At 69.4% G+C, this 18,888-nt stretch carries 10 protein-coding genes; 6 read left to right on the top strand and 4 right to left on the bottom strand.

Annotation, left to right across the window (positions count from 1 at the left end; genetic code table 11):
• The first annotated feature begins 103 nt into the window (after positions 1–103).
• Positions 104–2,251 carry an MMPL family transporter gene (locus tag ORI60_RS31305; protein ID WP_266041601.1) on the top strand — a complete coding sequence of 716 codons (2,148 nt, stop codon included), beginning with the start codon at positions 104–106 and terminating at the stop codon, positions 2,249–2,251.
• A gap of 61 nt (positions 2,252–2,312) precedes the next feature.
• Here ORI60_RS31305 and ORI60_RS31300 read toward each other — a convergent pair whose 3' ends face one another.
• From ORI60_RS31300 to ORI60_RS31290, 3 genes are all read right to left on the bottom strand, one after another.
• On the bottom strand, positions 2,313–3,740 hold the full coding sequence (locus tag ORI60_RS31300; protein ID WP_266041600.1) for a sensor histidine kinase: 1,428 nt from the start codon (positions 3,738–3,740) through the stop codon (positions 2,313–2,315).
• A complete protein-coding gene (locus ORI60_RS31295; RefSeq protein ID WP_323055961.1) occupies positions 3,737–4,420 on the bottom strand; it encodes a response regulator transcription factor in 684 nt (227 codons plus the stop codon). The genes ORI60_RS31300 and ORI60_RS31295 overlap by 4 nt, the downstream gene beginning before the upstream one ends.
• A gap of 878 nt (positions 4,421–5,298) precedes the next feature.
• Positions 5,299–6,402, bottom strand: a complete 1,104-nt coding sequence (locus ORI60_RS31290; RefSeq protein ID WP_266041598.1) for a hypothetical protein — start codon at positions 6,400–6,402, stop codon at positions 5,299–5,301.
• A gap of 207 nt (positions 6,403–6,609) precedes the next feature.
• On the opposite strand from ORI60_RS31290, the gene ORI60_RS31285 reads away from it, so the two are divergent.
• Positions 6,610–9,306 carry an NB-ARC domain-containing protein gene (locus ORI60_RS31285; RefSeq protein WP_266041597.1) on the top strand — a complete coding sequence of 899 codons (2,697 nt, stop codon included), beginning with the start codon at positions 6,610–6,612 and terminating at the stop codon, positions 9,304–9,306.
• Here ORI60_RS31285 and ORI60_RS31280 read toward each other — a convergent pair.
• Positions 9,303–10,202 carry a serine/threonine-protein kinase gene (locus ORI60_RS31280; RefSeq protein ID WP_266041596.1) on the bottom strand — a complete coding sequence of 300 codons (900 nt, stop codon included), beginning with the start codon at positions 10,200–10,202 and terminating at the stop codon, positions 9,303–9,305. The genes ORI60_RS31285 and ORI60_RS31280 overlap by 4 nt on opposite strands.
• A 318-nt stretch (positions 10,203–10,520) precedes the next feature.
• On the opposite strand from ORI60_RS31280, the gene ORI60_RS31275 reads away from it, so the two are divergent.
• The 4 genes from ORI60_RS31275 to ORI60_RS31260 are packed head-to-tail and all read left to right on the top strand — an operon-like array spanning position 10,521 to position 18,782.
• Positions 10,521–11,873, top strand: a complete 1,353-nt coding sequence (locus ORI60_RS31275) for a PD-(D/E)XK nuclease family protein (protein WP_266041595.1) — start codon at positions 10,521–10,523, stop codon at positions 11,871–11,873.
• Entirely contained in the window at positions 11,873–12,901 is a 1,029-nt protein-coding gene (locus tag ORI60_RS31270; protein WP_266041594.1) for a hypothetical protein, read from the top strand. Before ORI60_RS31275 ends, ORI60_RS31270 begins: the two co-directional genes overlap by 1 nt.
• A complete protein-coding gene (locus ORI60_RS31265; protein WP_266041593.1) occupies positions 12,901–16,188 on the top strand; it encodes a hypothetical protein in 3,288 nt (1,095 codons plus the stop codon). Before ORI60_RS31270 ends, ORI60_RS31265 begins: the two co-directional genes overlap by 1 nt.
• Positions 16,185–18,782, top strand: a complete 2,598-nt coding sequence (locus ORI60_RS31260) for a pPIWI_RE module domain-containing protein (RefSeq protein WP_266041592.1) — start codon at positions 16,185–16,187, stop codon at positions 18,780–18,782. The genes ORI60_RS31265 and ORI60_RS31260 overlap by 4 nt, the downstream gene beginning before the upstream one ends.
• The last annotated feature ends 106 nt before the right edge of the window (positions 18,783–18,888 follow it).

Raw genomic sequence — 18,888 nt, 5'->3', positions numbered from 1 at the left:
CCTCAGAGGACTGCCGCTGCCCGTTCTAACGGTCATCTCAGATTCGCTCGATAGGAAGTCGGCGTCCGACAAGCGAAGCAACACGTACGCAGGAGGCCAGCGAATGGCAGTCAACGCAGCACCGTCCGGGGAAGCGCCGGCCGGTCGGTGGGCAGGCCGGTGGGTGCCGTGGTCGGTGATCGGCCTGTGGCTGGCGCTGACGGTGTTCATGGGGCCGTTGAGCGGAAAGCTGAGTTCGGTCACCACCGACAGCGCCGCGGACACCCTGCCGGCCAGCGCCGAGTCCACCAAGGTCGCGGTGCTGGAGGACAGTCTCCCCGGCGGGGACGACAACACGTTCGTCTTCGTGTACCACCGCACCGGCGGCATCACCGACGCCGACCGCGCGACGGTCGAGCGCCACTTCAACACCCTTGCCAAGCAGTACCCGCCGAAGGTGGAGGCCCCGGCCGGCGAAGGAGACGAGGGCCTGCGGACGACACCCTCCGCCGACGGCAAGGCGATGATGTTCATCCTCGACGTGGGCAAGAACCACGGCGAACCGGAGGCCCTCGTCGGTCCGTTGCGCGACGCCGCGAAGGACCGCCCCGCCGGCCTGGAACTCGACGTGACCGGCCCGGCCGCGGTCGACGGCGACATGGACGCCGTCTTCGACGGCATCGACCTGCAGGTCCTGCTCACCACCATCGTCGTCGTCACGCTCCTGCTCATCATCACCTACCGCAGCCCCGTGTTGTGGCTCATCCCGCTCGTGGCCGTGGGTGCGGCCGCACTGACCTCGATGGCGACCGTCTACCTGCTCGTCAAGGGCTTCGGCATCGTGGTCAACGACCAGAACTCGGCACTGCTGACGATCCTGGTGTTCGGTGTCGGCACGGACTACGCGCTGTTGCTCATCGCCCGATATCGGGAAGCACTGCACCACCACGAGAACGTCCGGGTCGCGATGGTCCACGCGCTGCGCGGCGCGGCGCCGGCCATCGTCGCGTCCGCAGCCACCGTGATCGCCGGCCTGCTCTGCCTGCTCGTCGCGGACCTGAACAGCACCAGCGGACTGGGCCCGATCGGCGCGGCCGGCATCCTGTGCGCGCTGGTGGCCATGCTGACGCTGTTCCCGGCGATGCTGGTGGTCCTCGGCAGGCGGATCTTCTGGCCGGCCATCCCGCGGTTCAGCACGGCCGTGGAGGAGAAGCCGGGGCTGTGGGTGCGGCTCGGCGCCGCCATCGGCCGCCGCCGGTGGGTGGCTGCGCTCGGCTCGCTCGGAGTCCTGGGCGTGCTCACCATCGGCCTCACGGGCAACACCGGCGCCCTGCGGGAGCAGGACCAGTTCGTGTCCGCGCCGGAGTCGGTCACCGGCTTCACCGTTCTGCGCCAGCACTTCCCGGAGCTCGGCGGCCAGCCGATGACGATCTTCACGCGGCCGGCGCACCAGGAGCGGGTCCTCGCCGTCGTCAAGAGCACTCCCGGTGTGGCAGCGGCCATGCCGGGCCAGACCAGCGGTGGCTGGGCCGACATCTCCGTGTTCCCGACGGACGCGCCGGACACCGCCGCGGAGTACGACACGATCAAGCGGGTGCGCACCGCCGTGCACGCGGTGAGCGGGGCGGAGGCGATCGTCGGCGGGCCGAGCGCGGAGAACCTCGACACCGAGGCGACCGCCGGCCGCGACGAGAAGCTGGTGATCCCGCTGGTGCTCGTCGTCGTCCTGATCGTCCTCGGGCTGCTGCTCCGGGCGGTCGTGGCCCCGCTGGTCCTCATGGCCACCGTGATCGTCTCGTTCGCGGCGGCCTTCGGCGGCAGCGTGTTCGTCTTCGACACGATCCTCGGGTTCAAGGGCGTCGACTACTCGGTGCCGCTGCTGGCGTTCCTGTTCCTGGTGGCGCTCGGCGTCGACTACAACATCTTCCTGGCCAGCCGTGCCAGGGAGGAGACCGTGCGCCTGGGCACCGGGGAGGGCATGCTCAAAGCCCTCTCCGCCACCGGTGGCGTCATCACCTCGGCAGGCCTGGTCCTGGCGGCCACGTTCGCGGTCCTCACCACGCTTCCGCTGGTGATGCTGATCGAGCTCGGGTTCCTGGTCGCCTTCGGCGTGCTGCTCGACGCCCTGCTGGTGCGGTCGGTCCTGGTGCCCGCCCTCACCCTGCTGATCGGCCGGCGGATGTGGTGGCCGAGCCGGCTGTCCCGGCCGGTGGAGCAGCCGGACGGTCAACGGCCGCTCGCCGGCGACGAGGAGCCCGCGCTGCGGCGGTGAGCGCGGCGGCACGGACGAGATCCGGGACGGGGCCCCGTCCCGGATCTTTTCGCGGGGAGGGTCAGCGCACCGCGGTGCCGTCCCCGGCGGTGAGCCGCGCGATCGGGACGGCCGGGAGGTCGACCCGGAGCAGCGCGCCACCGCGTGGGGAGCGGCCCACGGTGACCCGGCCACCGTGGGCGTCGACGACCCGCTGCACGATCGACAGCCCCAGACCGGATCCCGGCAACGCCCTGGCGCTGTCGGCGCGGTAGAACCGGTCGAACACCCGCGGTACGTCGGCGGCGTCGATGCCCGGCCCGGCGTCGTCGACCTCGAGCACCGCTGACGCGCCCTGGGCGCGGAGCCGCACCTGGACCGGCTGGTCCGCGGGGGACCACTTGCCGGCGTTGTCGATGAGGTTGAGCACCGCCCGTTGAAGCGCGGCGGGACGCCCGCGCACCCACACGGAGGTCACGTCGAGCGCGACCTCGACGTCGGGCACGCGGGAACACGCCTGGGTCGCCGCGGCCCCCACCACGTCGGCGAGGTCGAGCAGTTCGGTGCTCTCGTCGCTGACGTCACCGCGCGCCAGGTCGGTCAGCTCGGCGGCGAGGGTGCTCAACTCGACCACCTGCGCGCCGAGATCGTTGAGCAGCCGGGTCCGGCTCTCCGAGGGCAGCGCGCTGTCCAGGGTGCCGCGCCGATCGAGCCGGATCAGCAGCTCGATGTTGAGGCGCAGGCTCGTCAGCGGGGTCTTGAGCTCGTGGGCGGCGTCCTCGGCGAGCAGCCGCTGGGCCTGCCGGGAGTCCCGGAGCGCGGCGAGCATGTCGTTGATCGACTGGATCAGCTGCCGGATCTCCCCGCCGCCCTCGTCCGGGATGTCGGCGTCGAGATCGCGGGTGCGCGCGACACGCACCGCGGCGGCCGTCAACCGGTCGATCGGCGCCAGCCCGGTCCGCGCCACGGCCCGCCCGACAAGAGCGCCGCAGACCACGCAGAGCAGCCCGATCAGCAGCATGCCCAACCCGAACCGGTTGATCGGGCTGTCGTCCGCGGCGCGAGCCACCTGGACCGCGCCACCGCCCACCCGCAGCGTGTAGACGAAGTAGCCGTCGTCGTCGCTGTCGCCCGACTCCATCAGATCGGCCGACGCGCCCTGCGCCACGCGCCCGGCACCCTCGCTGACCGGAGGCAGCGCGGGCTGCCCGACCGGCGTCCGGATCGAACCGTCGGACAGGACGACCCGCACCAGCCGGCCGGATCCGGGATAGGGCGGTAGCCGGAGCTGCGCCAGCCCGGCGAGCTCCGCGTTCGCCGCCAGGACGCGGGAGTCGGCGCGCAGCTGGTCCTCCGCGGTGGCTCGCAGCTCCCAGTCCAGCAGCTCGCTGGCCACCTGGAACGCCAGGAACACACTGGCCGCGATGGCCGTCGCCGCGATCACCGTCAGCCTGGTCCGCAGGGACCGCCAACGCCACCAGCGCGTCAGCCGGCCGGCGGGCCTGCTCACGGAGGAGTCTCCCGCAACGTGTACCCCAGTCCGCGCCGCGTGTAGATCAGCCGAGGCTCACCCCCGGCCTCCATCTTGCGACGCAGGTAGCTCACGTAAACCTGGAGGTTGTTCGACGTGACGCTCATGTCGAAGCCCCAGATCGCCCCGAACAGCTCGCCTCGGGTCAACACCCTGGTCGCGTTGCGCACGAGGACCTCCAGCAGGAAGAACTCGGTCCGGGTCAGGCGCAGCGGCCGCCCGCCCCGCCACGCCTCGAACCTGTCGGGATCGACCCGGACGTCGGCGAACGTCAGGATCTGCGACTCGTCGTCACCCGGCGCCCGGCGGCGCAACAGCGCCCGCACCCGCGCCAGCAACTCCTCGGTGGCGAACGGCTTGGGCAGGTAGTCGTCGGCACCGGCGTCCAGCCCCGCGACCCGGTCGGACACCTGATCCCGGGCGGTCAGCATCAGCACCGGCAGATCCCGGCCCGCCGCCCGCAACCGCCGGCAGGTCTCCACCCCGCCAAGGCGAGGCATCATCACGTCGAGGATCAACAGATCCGGCTCGTCGCCCTCGACCCCGTCGAGCACGGCGAGCCCGTTGGCGACGGTGCAGGTGTCGTAACCCTCGACCTGCAGCACCCGCTCCAGCGACTCACGGATGGCCGCCTCGTCATCCGCGATCATGATCCGCACGCCGGCCCGCCCCCTCCCGTCGATGCTTTTGGCGCTCATCGTCCCCGAGCAACCTGAGGCCAGGATTAGAGCTGCCCGCGGGCCGTGCTCCTGCGGATGCCCAAGCGGTCCGCGCCGTCAGTTCGCCGGGGACCAGCCGGTGGGGTCGTTGAGGTAGGGGCCGCAGTGCGCAACGTCCGCCACCGTGATCTCGCTGGGGTCCGGCGTGCACCACCCGAAGATCGTGAGCAGTCGGTTGGTCGTGCCACCGTTGCGTACACCCTCGTCACCTGTGTCGAGGACATCCCCGACCTCTGTGCGGAAGCGGTGAGGAGCATCGGTGGCCTCATCCTGTCCAGGCAGGATCCCGCAGTGCGGTTTTCGAGTGGTAAGCGTGTGCGAAGAACCGGAAGGCCCCTGACCTCTGCAGGTCAGGGGCCTTCTGATCGATATGGGCGACACCGGGATCTGATCAGCGACCTCTTCGGTGTGAACTATGGCGCCGATACCGCGCTGAACTGCGCAACAAGAGCCCTGCAGGTCGGCGCTGTCCTATTTGAGTCCATTGAGGACCGTTCTGGCGCGCTCGATGCACGGAGTTGCTCCCAATCTGCTCCCACACCGTGCTTTCAAGGTGTATCAACCGAGACTGCGGGCGAGCCAGCAGGTGTCGACGACGGCTGGAACGCACGATGCCCGGATGTTCTCGACCCGCTCGAGACCCACCCGGCACGCCTGACGCCAGGTGTGCCGGGTGTGAAACTGCGGGAGGTTCGCGGTCGAACCTCCCGCGAGCAGGAACTCAGCGGCCGCGACTGTCGCCAGTGCCCCCGCCCCGGCCGAGGCGGACGGAGGACAGCTTCGTGTTCGACATGTCTCTCTCTTTCTGGAAGTCGTGGTCACACGGACCACGAGGTGATGAACCTGTCTACCGGGACTGGTCGGCAGACCGGGGGTGCGCCCAGGTCAGGCAGGCGCATCGCACGGCTGTAAGTCGTGCGAAGAACAGTGGCAGCGCGGTGCGGCATTGAGGTGACACGGTCGATGGCAGCCTGCGCGGTCACCGGTGGGGCGAGCTCGTCGATCTGGTCGCGCAGTGGTTGTGACGGGTTCAGCACCGGAATCGCTGTGGTCACCAACGGTGTGGGCAGGGCAAGGGCGACCGGTTTGCCAACCGCCGCCGCGTAGGTCGTCACAGGGCCGTGGTCGCCGATCACCAGGTCGGCGGCCACAAGGGGAATTCGCCAGTCGACGTCGGGCGGAATCATCACGAGGCCGGCCCGCCGAACGGCCGACGTCCAGGACAGGATTTGGCGGTGGCCGTGCACGTCCCACACGTCCGGGTGCAGGTGGCAGACCACGAGGTGACCGGGGAGCTCCGTGACGAGTCGGTCGAGCAACTCCGGAGACCGCCCGAACAGCGACTGCGGCCCGCGTCCTGAGCTCACCAGCACCACTCGCCCGGCCGCGCCGGCGCCGAGTGCGGTCCGGTAGTGCGTGCGGTGGGGCAGACTCGCCACCAGCCGGTCGAAGCCCATGTCTCCCGCCACAACGGTGTGCCGGGAGGCGCCCGGACACAGATCGCACAACAACCGGTGCTGCTCGCGATGGGCAAGCGCGACCACGGACAAAGGGTGCGCGGTGCCGCAAGGGCGCCTTAAGGCCTGCATGATGCCGCCGAGCCCGTCGTACCCCGGCACGTCGGGAAATGCCCCGCGCGGCGCCACGTCCGGCAGCAGCAGGACCGGACCGCCACCGAGGTCGCCGACTGCTCGGCTCGACGCCGCCACCACGAGGTCGAACCGCCCGTCGGCCGCGTCGCGCCACGGGATGGTCAGCGCGGCCTCCTTGTCCAGGAACTCCTCGACCCCGCTGCCGACGGCGTCCGGCGGACTCGTGAAGACCACCTGCACCTCCGGCTCGCTCTCGATGACCGAGAGTGCGTCCAGCACCCGTCGGCCCGAGGCCACCGTGTGCACGACCGCGAGGACCACCCGCCGCACTGCGCATGTCTGTTCGACGGGTGCTCGTGTCCAGTTCCTCGTCGCCATCCGACCTCCCGTTCTCCGTTCGACCAGGACGGCGAAAGCGTCTCCGGCGAACGTGTGTCGATCGTGTGGAAGTCGTGTGGAAAAGCGGCTTCGAAGTTCGGTTCTGCTTCACTGGCGGTGATGGAGGACAACGGTATCCACGTACAGGTTCTAGGGCCGGTGGCACTGTTCAAAGGCGGTGTCGAACAGCCGCTGACGGACCGCACCCGTGCCTTGCTGGCGGCGCTCGCGCTCGCTTCCCAGCGCACTGTGGGTCGGCAGCGGCTGACCGAACTGCTCGGCGGATCTCCGGTCTCGCTGGCACCGGCGACGATCCGGAACTACGTCCGCGACCTGCGGAAGCTCGTCGGAGACCAAGTGCTGCCGGAGGAACGCGGCCCGGTGCGCCTGGTCCTCGACCGCGAGCGTGTCGACTACTGGCGGTTCAGGAAGCTGTTCGCGCGAGCACAGGCATCCGGAGGTGAAGAACGACGACGTGCGCTGCGTGAAGCCGTGGACCTGTGGCGACCGGGCGAACCACTGGCCAACGTCGGGCAGGCGCACCTCGAGGACCTGGCCGTGGACCTGAGGAACCGGCACCGCAGAGCCTGTTTGGACCTCATCGCAGCGAACCTGGACTGCGTCCTGGCAGATGAGGCCCTGACAGTCGCACGCGAGGCGATGAGCCGGTGGCCGCGTGACGTCGAGGTCTTCGAGGCATTGATACGAGCACTCGTGCACCTGGGCAACGATGGCGAAGTCGAGCGGGTCGCAGCCGAGTTCGCCCTGCGCCGACGCAAGGCTGCGGAGACGATACCGGCGAATTTCGCTTGTCTGGTGAGGAAAGCCGTCGCGGACGCCCGCGCCGCGCCCGAGGTTGACGTGCCCGGTCCACTCAGGCCGAACCAGTTGCCTCGGGCCGTCGAGGTTCTGCACGGACGGGAGCACGAGCTGGCACAATTGGACTGGCTGCTCGCCGGTAGGGCGCATGTCGTCGCGGTCGTCGGCCCGGCGGGCGTCGGGAAGACCCAACTGGCCCTGTGGTGGGCGCACCGCTCACTCGGCGCCTTTCCGGACGGTGTGCTCCACGGCGACCTGCGCGGGTTCGACGAGCACGACCCCGTGCCGACCGATCGCCTGCTCAGGTCGTTCGTCCGGGCGCTCGGCGCCACGCCGGCCGACGACCTCGTCGGTCAGTACCGAAGCCTGCTGGCGGACCGGGCTGTCCTCATCGTCCTGGACAACGCGTTCGACCACGGCCAGGTCGAACCGCTGTTGCCCGCCGGACCGCGGTGCGCCGCCGTCGTCACCAGCCGGCGGCGGATGCCGGGGATCGGCTCCGCCGGAAGCGGCAAGGAGGTCTCCGTGGAGCGGTTGACGGTACGAGCAGGGCTCGCGATGTTGCGTGACCTGATCGACGACAGGCGAGTCAACGACGAGTGGCAGGCGGCTGAGGAACTCGTCGCCGTGTGCGGTGGGCTGCCCTTGTCGATCTCGATCGTCGCGGCCCGCGCTCAGCAGCGCAAGAAGCACCGCCTGAACACGATCCTGAAGGAACTCCACGACACGTCTGCACTGCTCGACGCACCCGTGCCGAAGAACCGGTCGATCAGGCTGGAGACGGTGATCACGTGGTCGTATCGGGCTCTGTCGCCGGTCGCGACCGATGTCTTCCACCTGCTCGGCGTGCACCCCGGGCCGGTCATCGGCGCGGCCGCGCTGAGTTTCCTGACCGGTCTACCGCCGGTCGAGCTCAGAACGTGGATGGACGAGCTGACGGAAAGCCACCTCGTCGACGAGGTCGAGGAGGACCGGTTCGCACTGCACGACGAGCTGCGTCTCTTCGCCGCGCGCCAGGCCGAGTCGGAATTGACCGGCACGGCTCTGGGCACCGCGCGGACGCGGGTCCTCGATCACCTCTTCTGGGTCGGGAGAGCTGCTGATCTGGCGCTCGAATCGGAACGCGAGTTCCCCGACACGGCACCACCTCCGGCTCTCGAGGTGCCGGCGTTCTCCAAGGAAAAGGCCATGGCGTGGTTCGACGCTGAATACGGCGTCTTCACGTCGGTGCTGAGACACCCCGCCTATCGGAACTACCAGTCCTACCAATGGAAACTCGCACTTGTGCTCGTCCTGTACCAGCGCCAGCGCGGCCATTGGAAGGAGTCGGAGAAGTTCCTGTCCGACGCGACGGAGACGGCTGCCGGCACCACCGAGCCCCGCTACCGGGCGGCGGTGCACCGGCAGCTCGGTGCGACCCGCCGCAAGTTGAACGACCTGAACCGTGCGATGGCCGTCGTGCGCGAGTCGATCGCGCTGGAGCGGAAAGCCGGCAACGTCGTCGGCGAGGCGCACAGTCACCAGATCCTCGGTGCAATCCACGAAAGCCGCAAGGACATGGGTGCCGCGACTGAGCACTACAGCGTCGCACTCCGGACCTACGAGGCCGTTGGTGATCACCGAGGCATCGCTTACGCGGCATCGGGTATGGCCGGTGTGCTCCTGGAGACCGGGTATCCCGAACAGGCGCTTTCCTTCGCACAGCGCGCGGTGCAGACCGCCAGTGACGGGTACGGGCTGGCCGCGGCGAGGCGAACGGTTGCGAGTTGCCACCTCGAACTCGGCCACCCCGCCGAGGCCGTGACCCCGGCGGAACAGGCCGCCGACGAGTATCGCCGCACCGGCGCCTTGCTGAACGAGGCCCGAGTCCGCGAAGTGCTCGGCCACGCACTCGACGGGGCCGGTGATCCGGCCGGAGCGCGGAAGGCCTGGCAACGGGCACAAGACCTGTTGGAGGGACTGCTGGAGGAGTTCGTGAAGTCGTCACCCGACGACAAGGACCTTCTCGACAGGCTGCGTCAGCTCACGACTCCTTAGCCACCGGTCAGCGGAATGCGCAACGGGTTGGCGCGAAGCCACGCTTCGGGATCGGGATCAAGGGCCTGGGGATCCGGTGGGGAGCCAGGCGGTGGTAGAAGTCTGCTCAAGTGCCGCACCGCTTCTGCCATCGTGGCGAACCTCCGGGTGAGGTCCCGGTCGATCATGCGCAGCACCACCGCCGCGAGATCAGGCCCCAGGCGGTGAAGTACCCGAGCCGGCACCTCTACGGGCACCTCACCGACGTTCCAGTCGTCCTCTTCGAGGAACGGCAGGCGGTTCGCGACCATCTGGCACACCAGGCATCCCAGGGCGTAGATGTCACTCTGGAATGTCAATTTCTTGTGTCTCACCTGTTCGTACGGCGCGTAGCCGTGCGTCCCCCCGAACTTGTTCTCTGCGTCGATGTGCTTTGCGATCCCGAAGTCGAGCAGGTACACGCGACCACGTGGATCGACCTTGACGTTGTCGTTCTTGACGTCCCGGTGCACGAAACCGCGGTGGTGCACCGCGTCCAGGATCTCACCCAACTGACAGGCGATCGCCACCGCCGCGCGCCGCTTGATCGACCTGTTGCGGTCGATCAGTTCGGTGAGCGATACGCCTTCGATGATCTCCATGACCACATAGGACAGTTCACCGTGTGCGCCGATCAGATGCACGACGGGTGTCCCGTCCACGTCGTGCAGTTGCCGGCCGATGTCTCCCTCGGCCGCCAGCTTCTGGCCGTTCTCGGCATACCAGGTTTCGGAATGGAAAAACCTGGGCGGTAACACCTTCACCGCGACCTCGACATCGCATTCGAGGTCGATAGCACGGAATAGGCGCCCCATGCCACCAGCGCCCAGCGGCCCGGTCAAGTGGAAACGATCACCAAGCACGGTGCCGACCTTCACGAATCACCCCTCGCGTCAAAGCCCACCTGTGTCCGATAGTGGAGCAAAAGCCTGTCCTGTTACAAGGTTCACCCCAGCGGAGTAGCGCGTCTCTGACATGATCCCGGCCGACGGGGGAGAGGAGAGCGCGTGGGACGCTGGCACCTGCCGGAGGGGATTTCGGGTAGTCCGCAGAAAATCGTGGTTTCGGTCGCGAGTGCCGGCTCCACCGAATTCCGCTGCCCCATGTCGGAAGCGCTGAAAGCCCGCCGCGGGCTGCGTACCACCGACGAAAGGCCGAAGCACTCCACGCTCAACGATTTTCCGCTCGGTCCGTTCATGGCAGCGCTCGACCTCGTCGAATTCGACGGTGTTCACTCTGCCGAGGCCGTGCACAGAGCGCTCGCTCCTACGTGGGGCCGGCGCAACCACGACGGGATCGCGGAGTGGACCAGACACGCGGTCGCGGGCTACCTCGACGCGTTCGACGGTGACGAGGCCATGCCCGTCCGCACGCCGTGGCAGCAGGTCGTCAGGTTGGCTGAGCCTGACCAGCGGGGCGTCCGGCACTACGAGATCAACGCCTGGGGCAGGAGGTTCCGGACCGCCGATGGTGTCAACGAGCTGAGGATGATCGGCTTTCGCAACGGGAAGCGCGGCGCGGGGGAGCTTGCCGTCGCGGCGTTCGTGGCAGCGAGCGGCGAGCCCGCGCCCGAACGAGTGCGGATCAGGGAGTTCTCCTGTCTGGCCGGCGAGGCCGCCCTGCTGTACGACCGGACGCGCGCGGAGGCGCTCGACCACTACCGCGAGCACGGCCGGGATGCGCTCAGGAACGCCGTGGACGGTGATGAGTATCGGCCGGGTGAGCCGTGCGTGGCGTGCCGGTTCCGGGCGATCTGCCCGGAACGGATCGAGACCCCTGGCGTGCTCGGCATCGCGGACCGAAGCCGGCCGCGCCGCACGTGGTCCGTCACCAACGCCCGCAAGTACCGCGAGTGCCCGGCACGAGACCACCTGGGGCGGCTGCGACTTCCGAAGGCGCCGGCGTTCGAGCGCGGTCCTGCCGCCGAACGGGGCCGGGCCGTGCACGCTTACGTCGAGCACCGTCACCGGTCTGGTGCTGTCTGCGTTCCCGACGTGCCGGACACGTGGCCGGACCGTGAGCTGCCCGCCCGCGAGATCGCGGCCGGCACGGCGATGCTGCGGCACCACGCGGAGGTGTGCCCGCTCTCGCTGGAGCCGGCGGAACTCCGCATCGAACCTGTTCTCACATTCGACGACACCGCCGCCGACGTCGTCGTGATCGCGAAACCCGACCTGCTCTACCGGGACGGCGACTCCCTGGTCTGGCGAGAGCTCAAGACCACTCGTGTGGACCCGGACCGGGTGTTTCAAACGCTGTCGGAGATTCCGCAGCTCGCCCTGGCCATCGTGCTGCTCGGTCGAGGCGCGATCCGCGACACCGGTCCACATCCCAGAGTCGAGCTCGAACTGCTCCACCCGGAGGGCAACGACCTGCGGATCTACGACGTGCGAGATGCCGCTACCCGCGCCGAGGCGGAGGCTGTGATCACGTCGCTGGCCGCGCCGTGGCACGGTGACGACGAGTTCCCTGCACGGCCCGGCCCCGGTTGCCGCACCTGCGAAGTGGTGCGGTGGTGCCCGGCCGGCCGGGCGGAGGTCGTGAAGTGATGGCGGACGACGCCGCGCTGGTGCACGCGGTTGCCCTGGCCGTGCTGGACCTCGACGAAGCGGACCCGGCAACCGGTTTCGCGACGCCCTATCCGGAACGCGCGCAGTCCGCACTGGACCAGCTCACCCTGACGTGCCTGTCGCGCGGTGTGCGGCCACCTCGCAGCCTGCCGGGCCTGGTCGGGTGGTGCGGGTCCCGGCCGCTGGCCGACTGGCCGTTGCGGTTGCCCGACGAGGTCCTGGGCGGCGACGGGTTGCTGGTGGACGTCCGGCGGTCCCGTCCGACGGGGCTGTGCCGGGAGTGGGCGCAGGACGGCAGCGCCGTGCGATCCGATCCAATCCGAGACCACCTCGACGCAACCGTCGCACCGGACCGCCACCTGGAGTGCCGACTGTTCCTGGCCGAGCACCAGGTCGTGCCGGACGAGGTGGTGACCGCCTTCGCCGGTGACCGCGTCGCCCGCCGCACGTGGCGCCTGGTGCGCGGTCTCTACGGGCCCGTTCCCAGGGCGCTCGTCCGGCGTGGCGAGGTGGCCCGGTGCACGGCCTGCCACGCGCCGTCCGTGCCGCTCGTCGGTGGTGGCTGGGTTTGTGAACGGGAGACGTGCGCCGCGGCGGAACAGCCACCGGAGCTGCTGCCCGCGACGGGAAGCTTGGTGCTCGCCGAGGCGGCGCGACGGACGATCGGTGGTGTCGGCCGGGTGGAGCGGGCCGTGGTCGAGCTGGCCCGGAGCCACGACGCGGCGGTGACGTGCGGAGCCGAGGGGCTGCGGATCGACTGGCCTGAAGGCGGCCACCGCCTCGTGCTGACGTTCGACCACGGTGACCCGGCACTGCTTGCCCGCGCTGTGGACAGGTCGGCATGGCGCGACCAGAACCCTCTCGTGGTCATACCGGGGGAACGCCTGTGGGCGAGATCCGACTACCGGACGGTGTTCGACGGGCTCCTGTCCGGTGCGCCGACGCTCGTGGCCGACTCGGAACTGGTGGACCTGGCCGGTGGTTCGGCAAAGCGGAACGAGGCGTGATGCGGAGCTCGAGACAGCTGTTCCACACCATGTCCGCGCCGCTGGCGGACACCTACCGCATTCCTGGCGACGTCGTGCAGAAGATGTTCACCACGGAGTTCGGGCTGTTCGTCGCCCAGATGGTGCTGCCGGGCGCGCCGGTCACCGAGGCGTGGGCGCTGTTCAGCGGTTTCCCGTTCGCGCGGGAGCGCGGGATCAGCGGTTTCGACGACGTACTGCGGACCGCGCGGTACGAACTGTGGACCATGCGGAGTCCCGCTGCCTGGCAGTCCGCGCTGGCCGACTACGGCGAGCTGGACGAGGAGCTGCGCGGCTACCAAGAGATCGACCTGAACCGGCCGCCCGCCCGCCGTCCGGTGTCCACCGCACCGGAACGCTGGTCCGTCTACGAGCGGCTGCTCCGCGAAGCTGCGCCGTTCGCCGGCAGCGGCTTGCGAGTCGCCGAACCCGGTCCGCACACGTTCGTCGCCGGAGAGGAACTGAGAGCCGTGACCCTGCCGGCACTCGACCTGCCGCCACCGGTCGGGCATCGCCTGGACGATCCGCTACGAGGGGAGGGCAAACCCGTCAAGATCGACAAGTCGGCGCTTCTGGCGACGGCACGTGACATGGACTCGACCGCCTACGCCGATTGGGAAGGACGCCTCGGCCGGGTCTCCCTCCTGCCGCTGACGGGGAACCGCTTTGCGGAGAGCGAGACGATCGACCTCGACGGCCTCACTCACCTGCTCGGGATCGTGGGTGCGGGTAAGAGCACCTTGCGGGACGTTCTGACCGTCCACGCGGTCACCGAACTGGGGCTGCGCGTCACTCTCGTCGTAGGTGACGTCGCGGAAGCACTGAAGTTGATCGAACTGTTCGGCACCCATGGTGTCAGGGCCGCCCCGGTCATCGGTGCGGGGACACGGGTTCGGCACGCCGAGCGGCTGCACCGCAGACTCGCCGGGCGTGGCGTGCCCGGCGTCCTCGGGCACGTTGACGCCGGCTTCGACCATCTGGGCACGTCGTGCGCCCTCGCCGCTCTCTGCGGCGACGACCGGCCACCGCCGGCCTACCGCCACGCCCCTTGCACCAGGCTCCGCCCGAGGGGCGTGAAGGCCGGTGCCGACGCCCGCCGTGCCTGCCCGTTCTGGTCAACGTGCCCGCGTCACCACTCGGCTCACGAGCTCGTCGCGGCGGACGTGTGGGTGGCGACACCGCAAAGCCTGGTGAGCACGGCCGTGCCCTGGCCGCAGAACGCCGAGCGCATCCGGTTCCTGGAGCTGGCGTGCCGGCGCAGCGATATTGTCGTCGTGGACGAGGTCGACCGGGTGCAGATCACGCTCGACTCCCAGTTCGCGCCGGTGAACACGCTGGTCGGACGTGGCGCCGTGTCGTGGCTCGACAAGGTCCACGCGCACAAGATCGGCCAGCTCGTCGACCGCGCGCGCATCCCGCTGTCGGACAACGACGTCCAGGCGTGGTCGGCGGCGGTGAACACCGCCTGCGCGGCGACGGACCGGATCTACGCCCTGCTGGTGCGTCACCACGACCTGAGGCAGTGGCTGCGAGAAGGCCACTTCAGCGCTTGGCTCCTGTACCGCAGACTCGTGGCCGATCGCCATCCCCACACGGTGGGTCCCGGGCCAGACACGCTCGAGGCGGCCCGTGACGCGCTGCTCGGCGAACTCGACCGCTTTCGCGACAACCCGTTCGGCGAACGTCGCAGCTTTCCGCCGGCGAACCCGTCCCTCGTGCGGTTGACCAGCGAACTGCTGCACGCGACTTCATTGCGGCGCACCCGCCTGGAACTGCGGGACGCGCTTGCCGAGCTGACCCGCGTCAACGGGGACGTCGCCAGTCGCGAGTGGCTGGACCGGTGGGCCATCCGGTTCGAGTTCACCCTGCTGCTCTCGGCGCTCGAACCGAAGCTGGCGCTGATGACCGTCATGTGGCCGCGCGTCGAGGCCGCTCTCAACCTGGACACCGCACTGGGCTTCCGGGTACCGGACGACTACGGGCCGATGATCCCGGAACCGCCGATGGGTGACGTCATCGGCTTCCAGTTCTTGCCCGAGGGCAGGGACGACGGCGGCGTAGTGAGCGGCGAGCTGCGGTTCTTCCACTGCATCGGTGTCGGCCGCGACCTGCTCAAGGCCATGGTGGACCTGCCGGAGGCAGACAACCGGCCTGGGCCGCACGTCGTGCTGCTGTCCGGCAGCAGCTGGGCGGGGTCGTCGAGCCGGTACCACCTGGACGTGCCGGTGCGGGCACTGCTCGCGCCGGAGAGGGCGGAGATCGAACGGATCGCCTCGGACAGCGACTTCCGCTTCGCGCCCGTGCGCAACGGCAAAACGCACATGCGCGTCTCGGGCACACCTCTCGACGACCGGCCACGCGCGTTGAGCGGCATCGTCACGCGGCTCGCCAAGTCACCGGACGGGCATGCCAGCGTCCTCGAGGACGAGCTCGCGGACATCGCCGACGACTACCGCCGCCGCATCCTGCTGCTGGTTGGCAGCTACGAGGAGGCGGAGTTGGTCGCCGACCTGCTGCACGGCATGAAGCGGTGGCGGGAGAAGGTGTTCCGGCTCGTCGCGGACGACGACGAGATCACCGAGCCCGGTGAACACCAGGCACCGGTGCTGCGGCGCGGCGACGTGGACACGCTCGCGATGACGCGCGCGGACCTCCTGGTCGCTCCTCTGCTGGCGGTCGAACGCGGGCACAACATCCTCAACGAGCACAGGGTCGCGGCGATCGGATCCGTGTTCTTCCTCGTCCGCCCCAGTCCGCGGCCCGACGACCTGACACTCGCCGTCCACGCGGTGAACGACTGGGCGTCCAGGGTTCGCCGGGACGGCCGTTTCCGGGCCATGACCGCTTCGGCCGGCTCGCTCGACGAGGCGGGCAGGGTGTTCCGGTCGGCGGCTCGCGCGCAGTGGCGCCGGGTGGTGGCCCGCAGCATGACGTGGCGGGACCTGGGCGACGACCGCGAGTCGGTCACCTGGGACCTGCTGGTCGTGATCTGGCAGGTGATCGGCCGCCTGGTGCGAGGTGGGGTACCCGCGCGGGTCGTGTTTGTGGACGCGGCATTCGCCCCGGAGCTGGCGCACGGGCGAGAAGACACCGCGGAGACGAGCCTGCTGGTCTCCATGCACTCGGTGCTGGACCGCTACTGCTCCCCGAAGGCCGATCCGGCGATCCCCGCACACGAACGGCAACTCGTGCGCGAGCTCTACGGACCGCTGTGGACGGCGCTCGGGAGATGCCTGGCGAACGCGACGGAAGGTCTGCACAGCACATGACGCCGACGGTTCGGCTCACCGCCTACGACCTCGGCCGCGATCCGTGGTCGCACGACTTCAAAATCATTGCGTTTGCTCGCGAGTGGCGCGCGAAGGTGATTCAGCGGTATGCGAAGCAGTTCACCCGCACGGATCCGCGGTGGACCGCACCGATCAAACAGTTCAACTCGCTGCTCCAGGCCGCGGTGCCGGACGTGCTCGCCGCTCCGGGCGCGGCAACCGACGATCAGATGCCGTGGCTCTACGCGGCCGACGACGTGCCGCACGACGCGATGATTCGTCTCACGAACGCTTGGCTGACCCGCATCCTGTCTCGCCGCGGCGATGCTGACGGCGACGAGGTGGATGCCCTGCTCGACGCTCTCGAAGACGCCGTGCCGGCTTGGACGTCCACCTCCGTCGACCTGACCGAGGCCACGCTGACCAGGGGCGGTACGGCGAACCCCCATCGCCGGCTGTACCACCTGGTGCCCGAAGCAGTCGCGGCGCGGCTGGCCGCGCGCACCTACCACCACGAGGGGATAGAGCTGTCGTTCCGGGTGGTGTCCTCGGCCCGGGGCACCGAGTTGGTGTCGTGGCCGCCTCAGTCGCACGTCAGCCGCGGCCGGGACTGGCGGCATTCGCTGCTGATCCGGGTCTCTCTGCACACCGTGCCGTTCTCGGACCTGCCCAGGGTGCACGTCACCTACGGCGTCCGCCGCTGGGTGACCGGCGAACCGGTGAAGCTGGACCCCCGGCGCGGGGTGACCGCCTGCTTGCAGGTTCCCCTGCCGTGGACGATCCGCGACGGCGGAGTGCCGAGGCTGATCGCCAACGGCGTCCATCACGACCCCCGGCTCGGCGCACCGGCGTGGCGTGGCGACGGCCTGATGACGCTGCTCCCGGAGTACAGCTCCGCGTTCACGCTGCCCACCGCTGAGGAGCTGATCGACAACCCCACCGAGTGGGCACTCGGCCGCAACGGTGTCTCGGTGTGGGTGGCCCACTCGACCTCGATGGGGGCGCACGCCGCGAAGTCGGGACTCATGCCCGTCGAGCGACGCCACTTCGACGAATGGGTCGAGGAATCGCTCACCGGACTCCTTCGCCGTGCCACGGACCTGACCAAGGTGACGCTGCTCGCCAAACCACAACTGTGGCGCCGCGACAAGAACGACGAGGCGAAGGCGGTGAGCAAGGTGGTGAAGGGCCGCGCACGACGGCAGGCCTGCGCGGCCGCGCTCGGCGGGGGTCCGTTGAGCATCGACATCCGCTACGAGAACGATCGGACCCGTGACGCCCTCGTCGCTGCGCTGTGCGACGTTCTAGACCTCGACCCGGCATCCGCGCCTCATTGGCGCACCCCCGAACTGGAGGTGCGACTGGACGTGGCCACGTGGGAGGAGATCGTCGCGGATCTGCCGGTGTCCCGCTCGTGGGGCAAGGCACACGCACGCGCGGTCTCGGCGGCGACCCGCGACCGCCGCGAGATGATCATCCGGCACTTCGGCGCGCCGTCCCCGGACGCACTGGTCCGCCTCGTTCTCGTAGAGCTGCGCGACGCGGACAAGTTCGGTCCCGGCCGCGACCCGAAGAGTGCGATCCGCCTCGGCTGCGCGGACGCACGCCGGGTCAGCCAGTTCGTCACAACAGAGACGACAGCGCTCGCGGACAGGGCGCGCTCCTCGGTCCTCGACGGTCTTCGCCAGCTCGGCGCGGTGCTGCCACCGGACCACACCCTCGGCGCGGCGATCCCGTCGGACCTCCAGTACGTGGGCCTTTGGATGATCCGGAAGAACCACACCACGGCTCGCACCGCGCGGCGCGCCCTGGTGGCGGTGCGCATTCGTCCGGCCGAACACGGGCAGCGGGTCGAAGGCTGGGACGAGCACCGGAAGAGCTGGGTGTCGTACCGCGAGCTGCTGCTGAGCCTGCACGGGGACATCGATTCGGAGCAGGGCGGGGGCACGTGGTTGTCGCTGGCGGAACAGCGGGCGGCCGCGGAGCGCCGGATCAGGTCGTTGCTCTTCCAGATTCGCGGGACGCCGACGCTGCTGCTGATGCAGGCGGGGAACATGCGTCACTCGTGGCCGTGGCTCCTCAACAGCTCGATGGTGCCCGACTCTCTCGGGTTCGGCTCTTGGCCGGCCCAGCGCGCCGCGTTGTTCGGTCCCGATCTGCGGGTGGTCGTGATCCGCGACAACGGAGGGCGGGACGAGGTCCCGCAGTGGTACGCGCCGCGCGACGACGCCAGGTTCGCGGGCCACGCGAGTGGCGTCTGGCATCCCTTCGACGCCGGGGCGGGCAACCGCGTGTTCCACAGCATCACGGAGGTCCCGGTCCAGGGCGCCAGACCCAACCAAGCGATGAAGTACCGCGATGGCGCGGCGTCCAGCGGTGTCACCGTCGCCGGCTGGAACCCGGAGATCCGCGAGCTCACGGTGCTCGCGAGCCGGATGACGACCACGGGCGAGCCCGAGGAGCCGCGGACCTGGGCTGCGCTGGTACACCAGCTCAGGTATGTCGACGACTACGTACCGCTCGCTGTGCCGCTCGCGCTGCATCTCGCGAAACGAGCTGATGAGTACGTGATCGGAGAAAATCGGGAAAGGTGACCTGGAATTCGAACAATTGAGCGATTTTGATGTGGGTTGGAATCGTGTCCAGAATGTTTCAACTCTTGCGAAGAGGTTGGTCCAGCCGGGCGACATGTGTGCGCCG

This window comes from Lentzea sp. NEAU-D7 (assembly GCF_026242055.1).
Lineage (GTDB): Bacteria > Actinomycetota > Actinomycetes > Mycobacteriales > Pseudonocardiaceae > Lentzea.
Note: the sequence above shows the minus strand (reverse complement) of the source record. Positions and strands in the feature narration are given on the sequence as shown.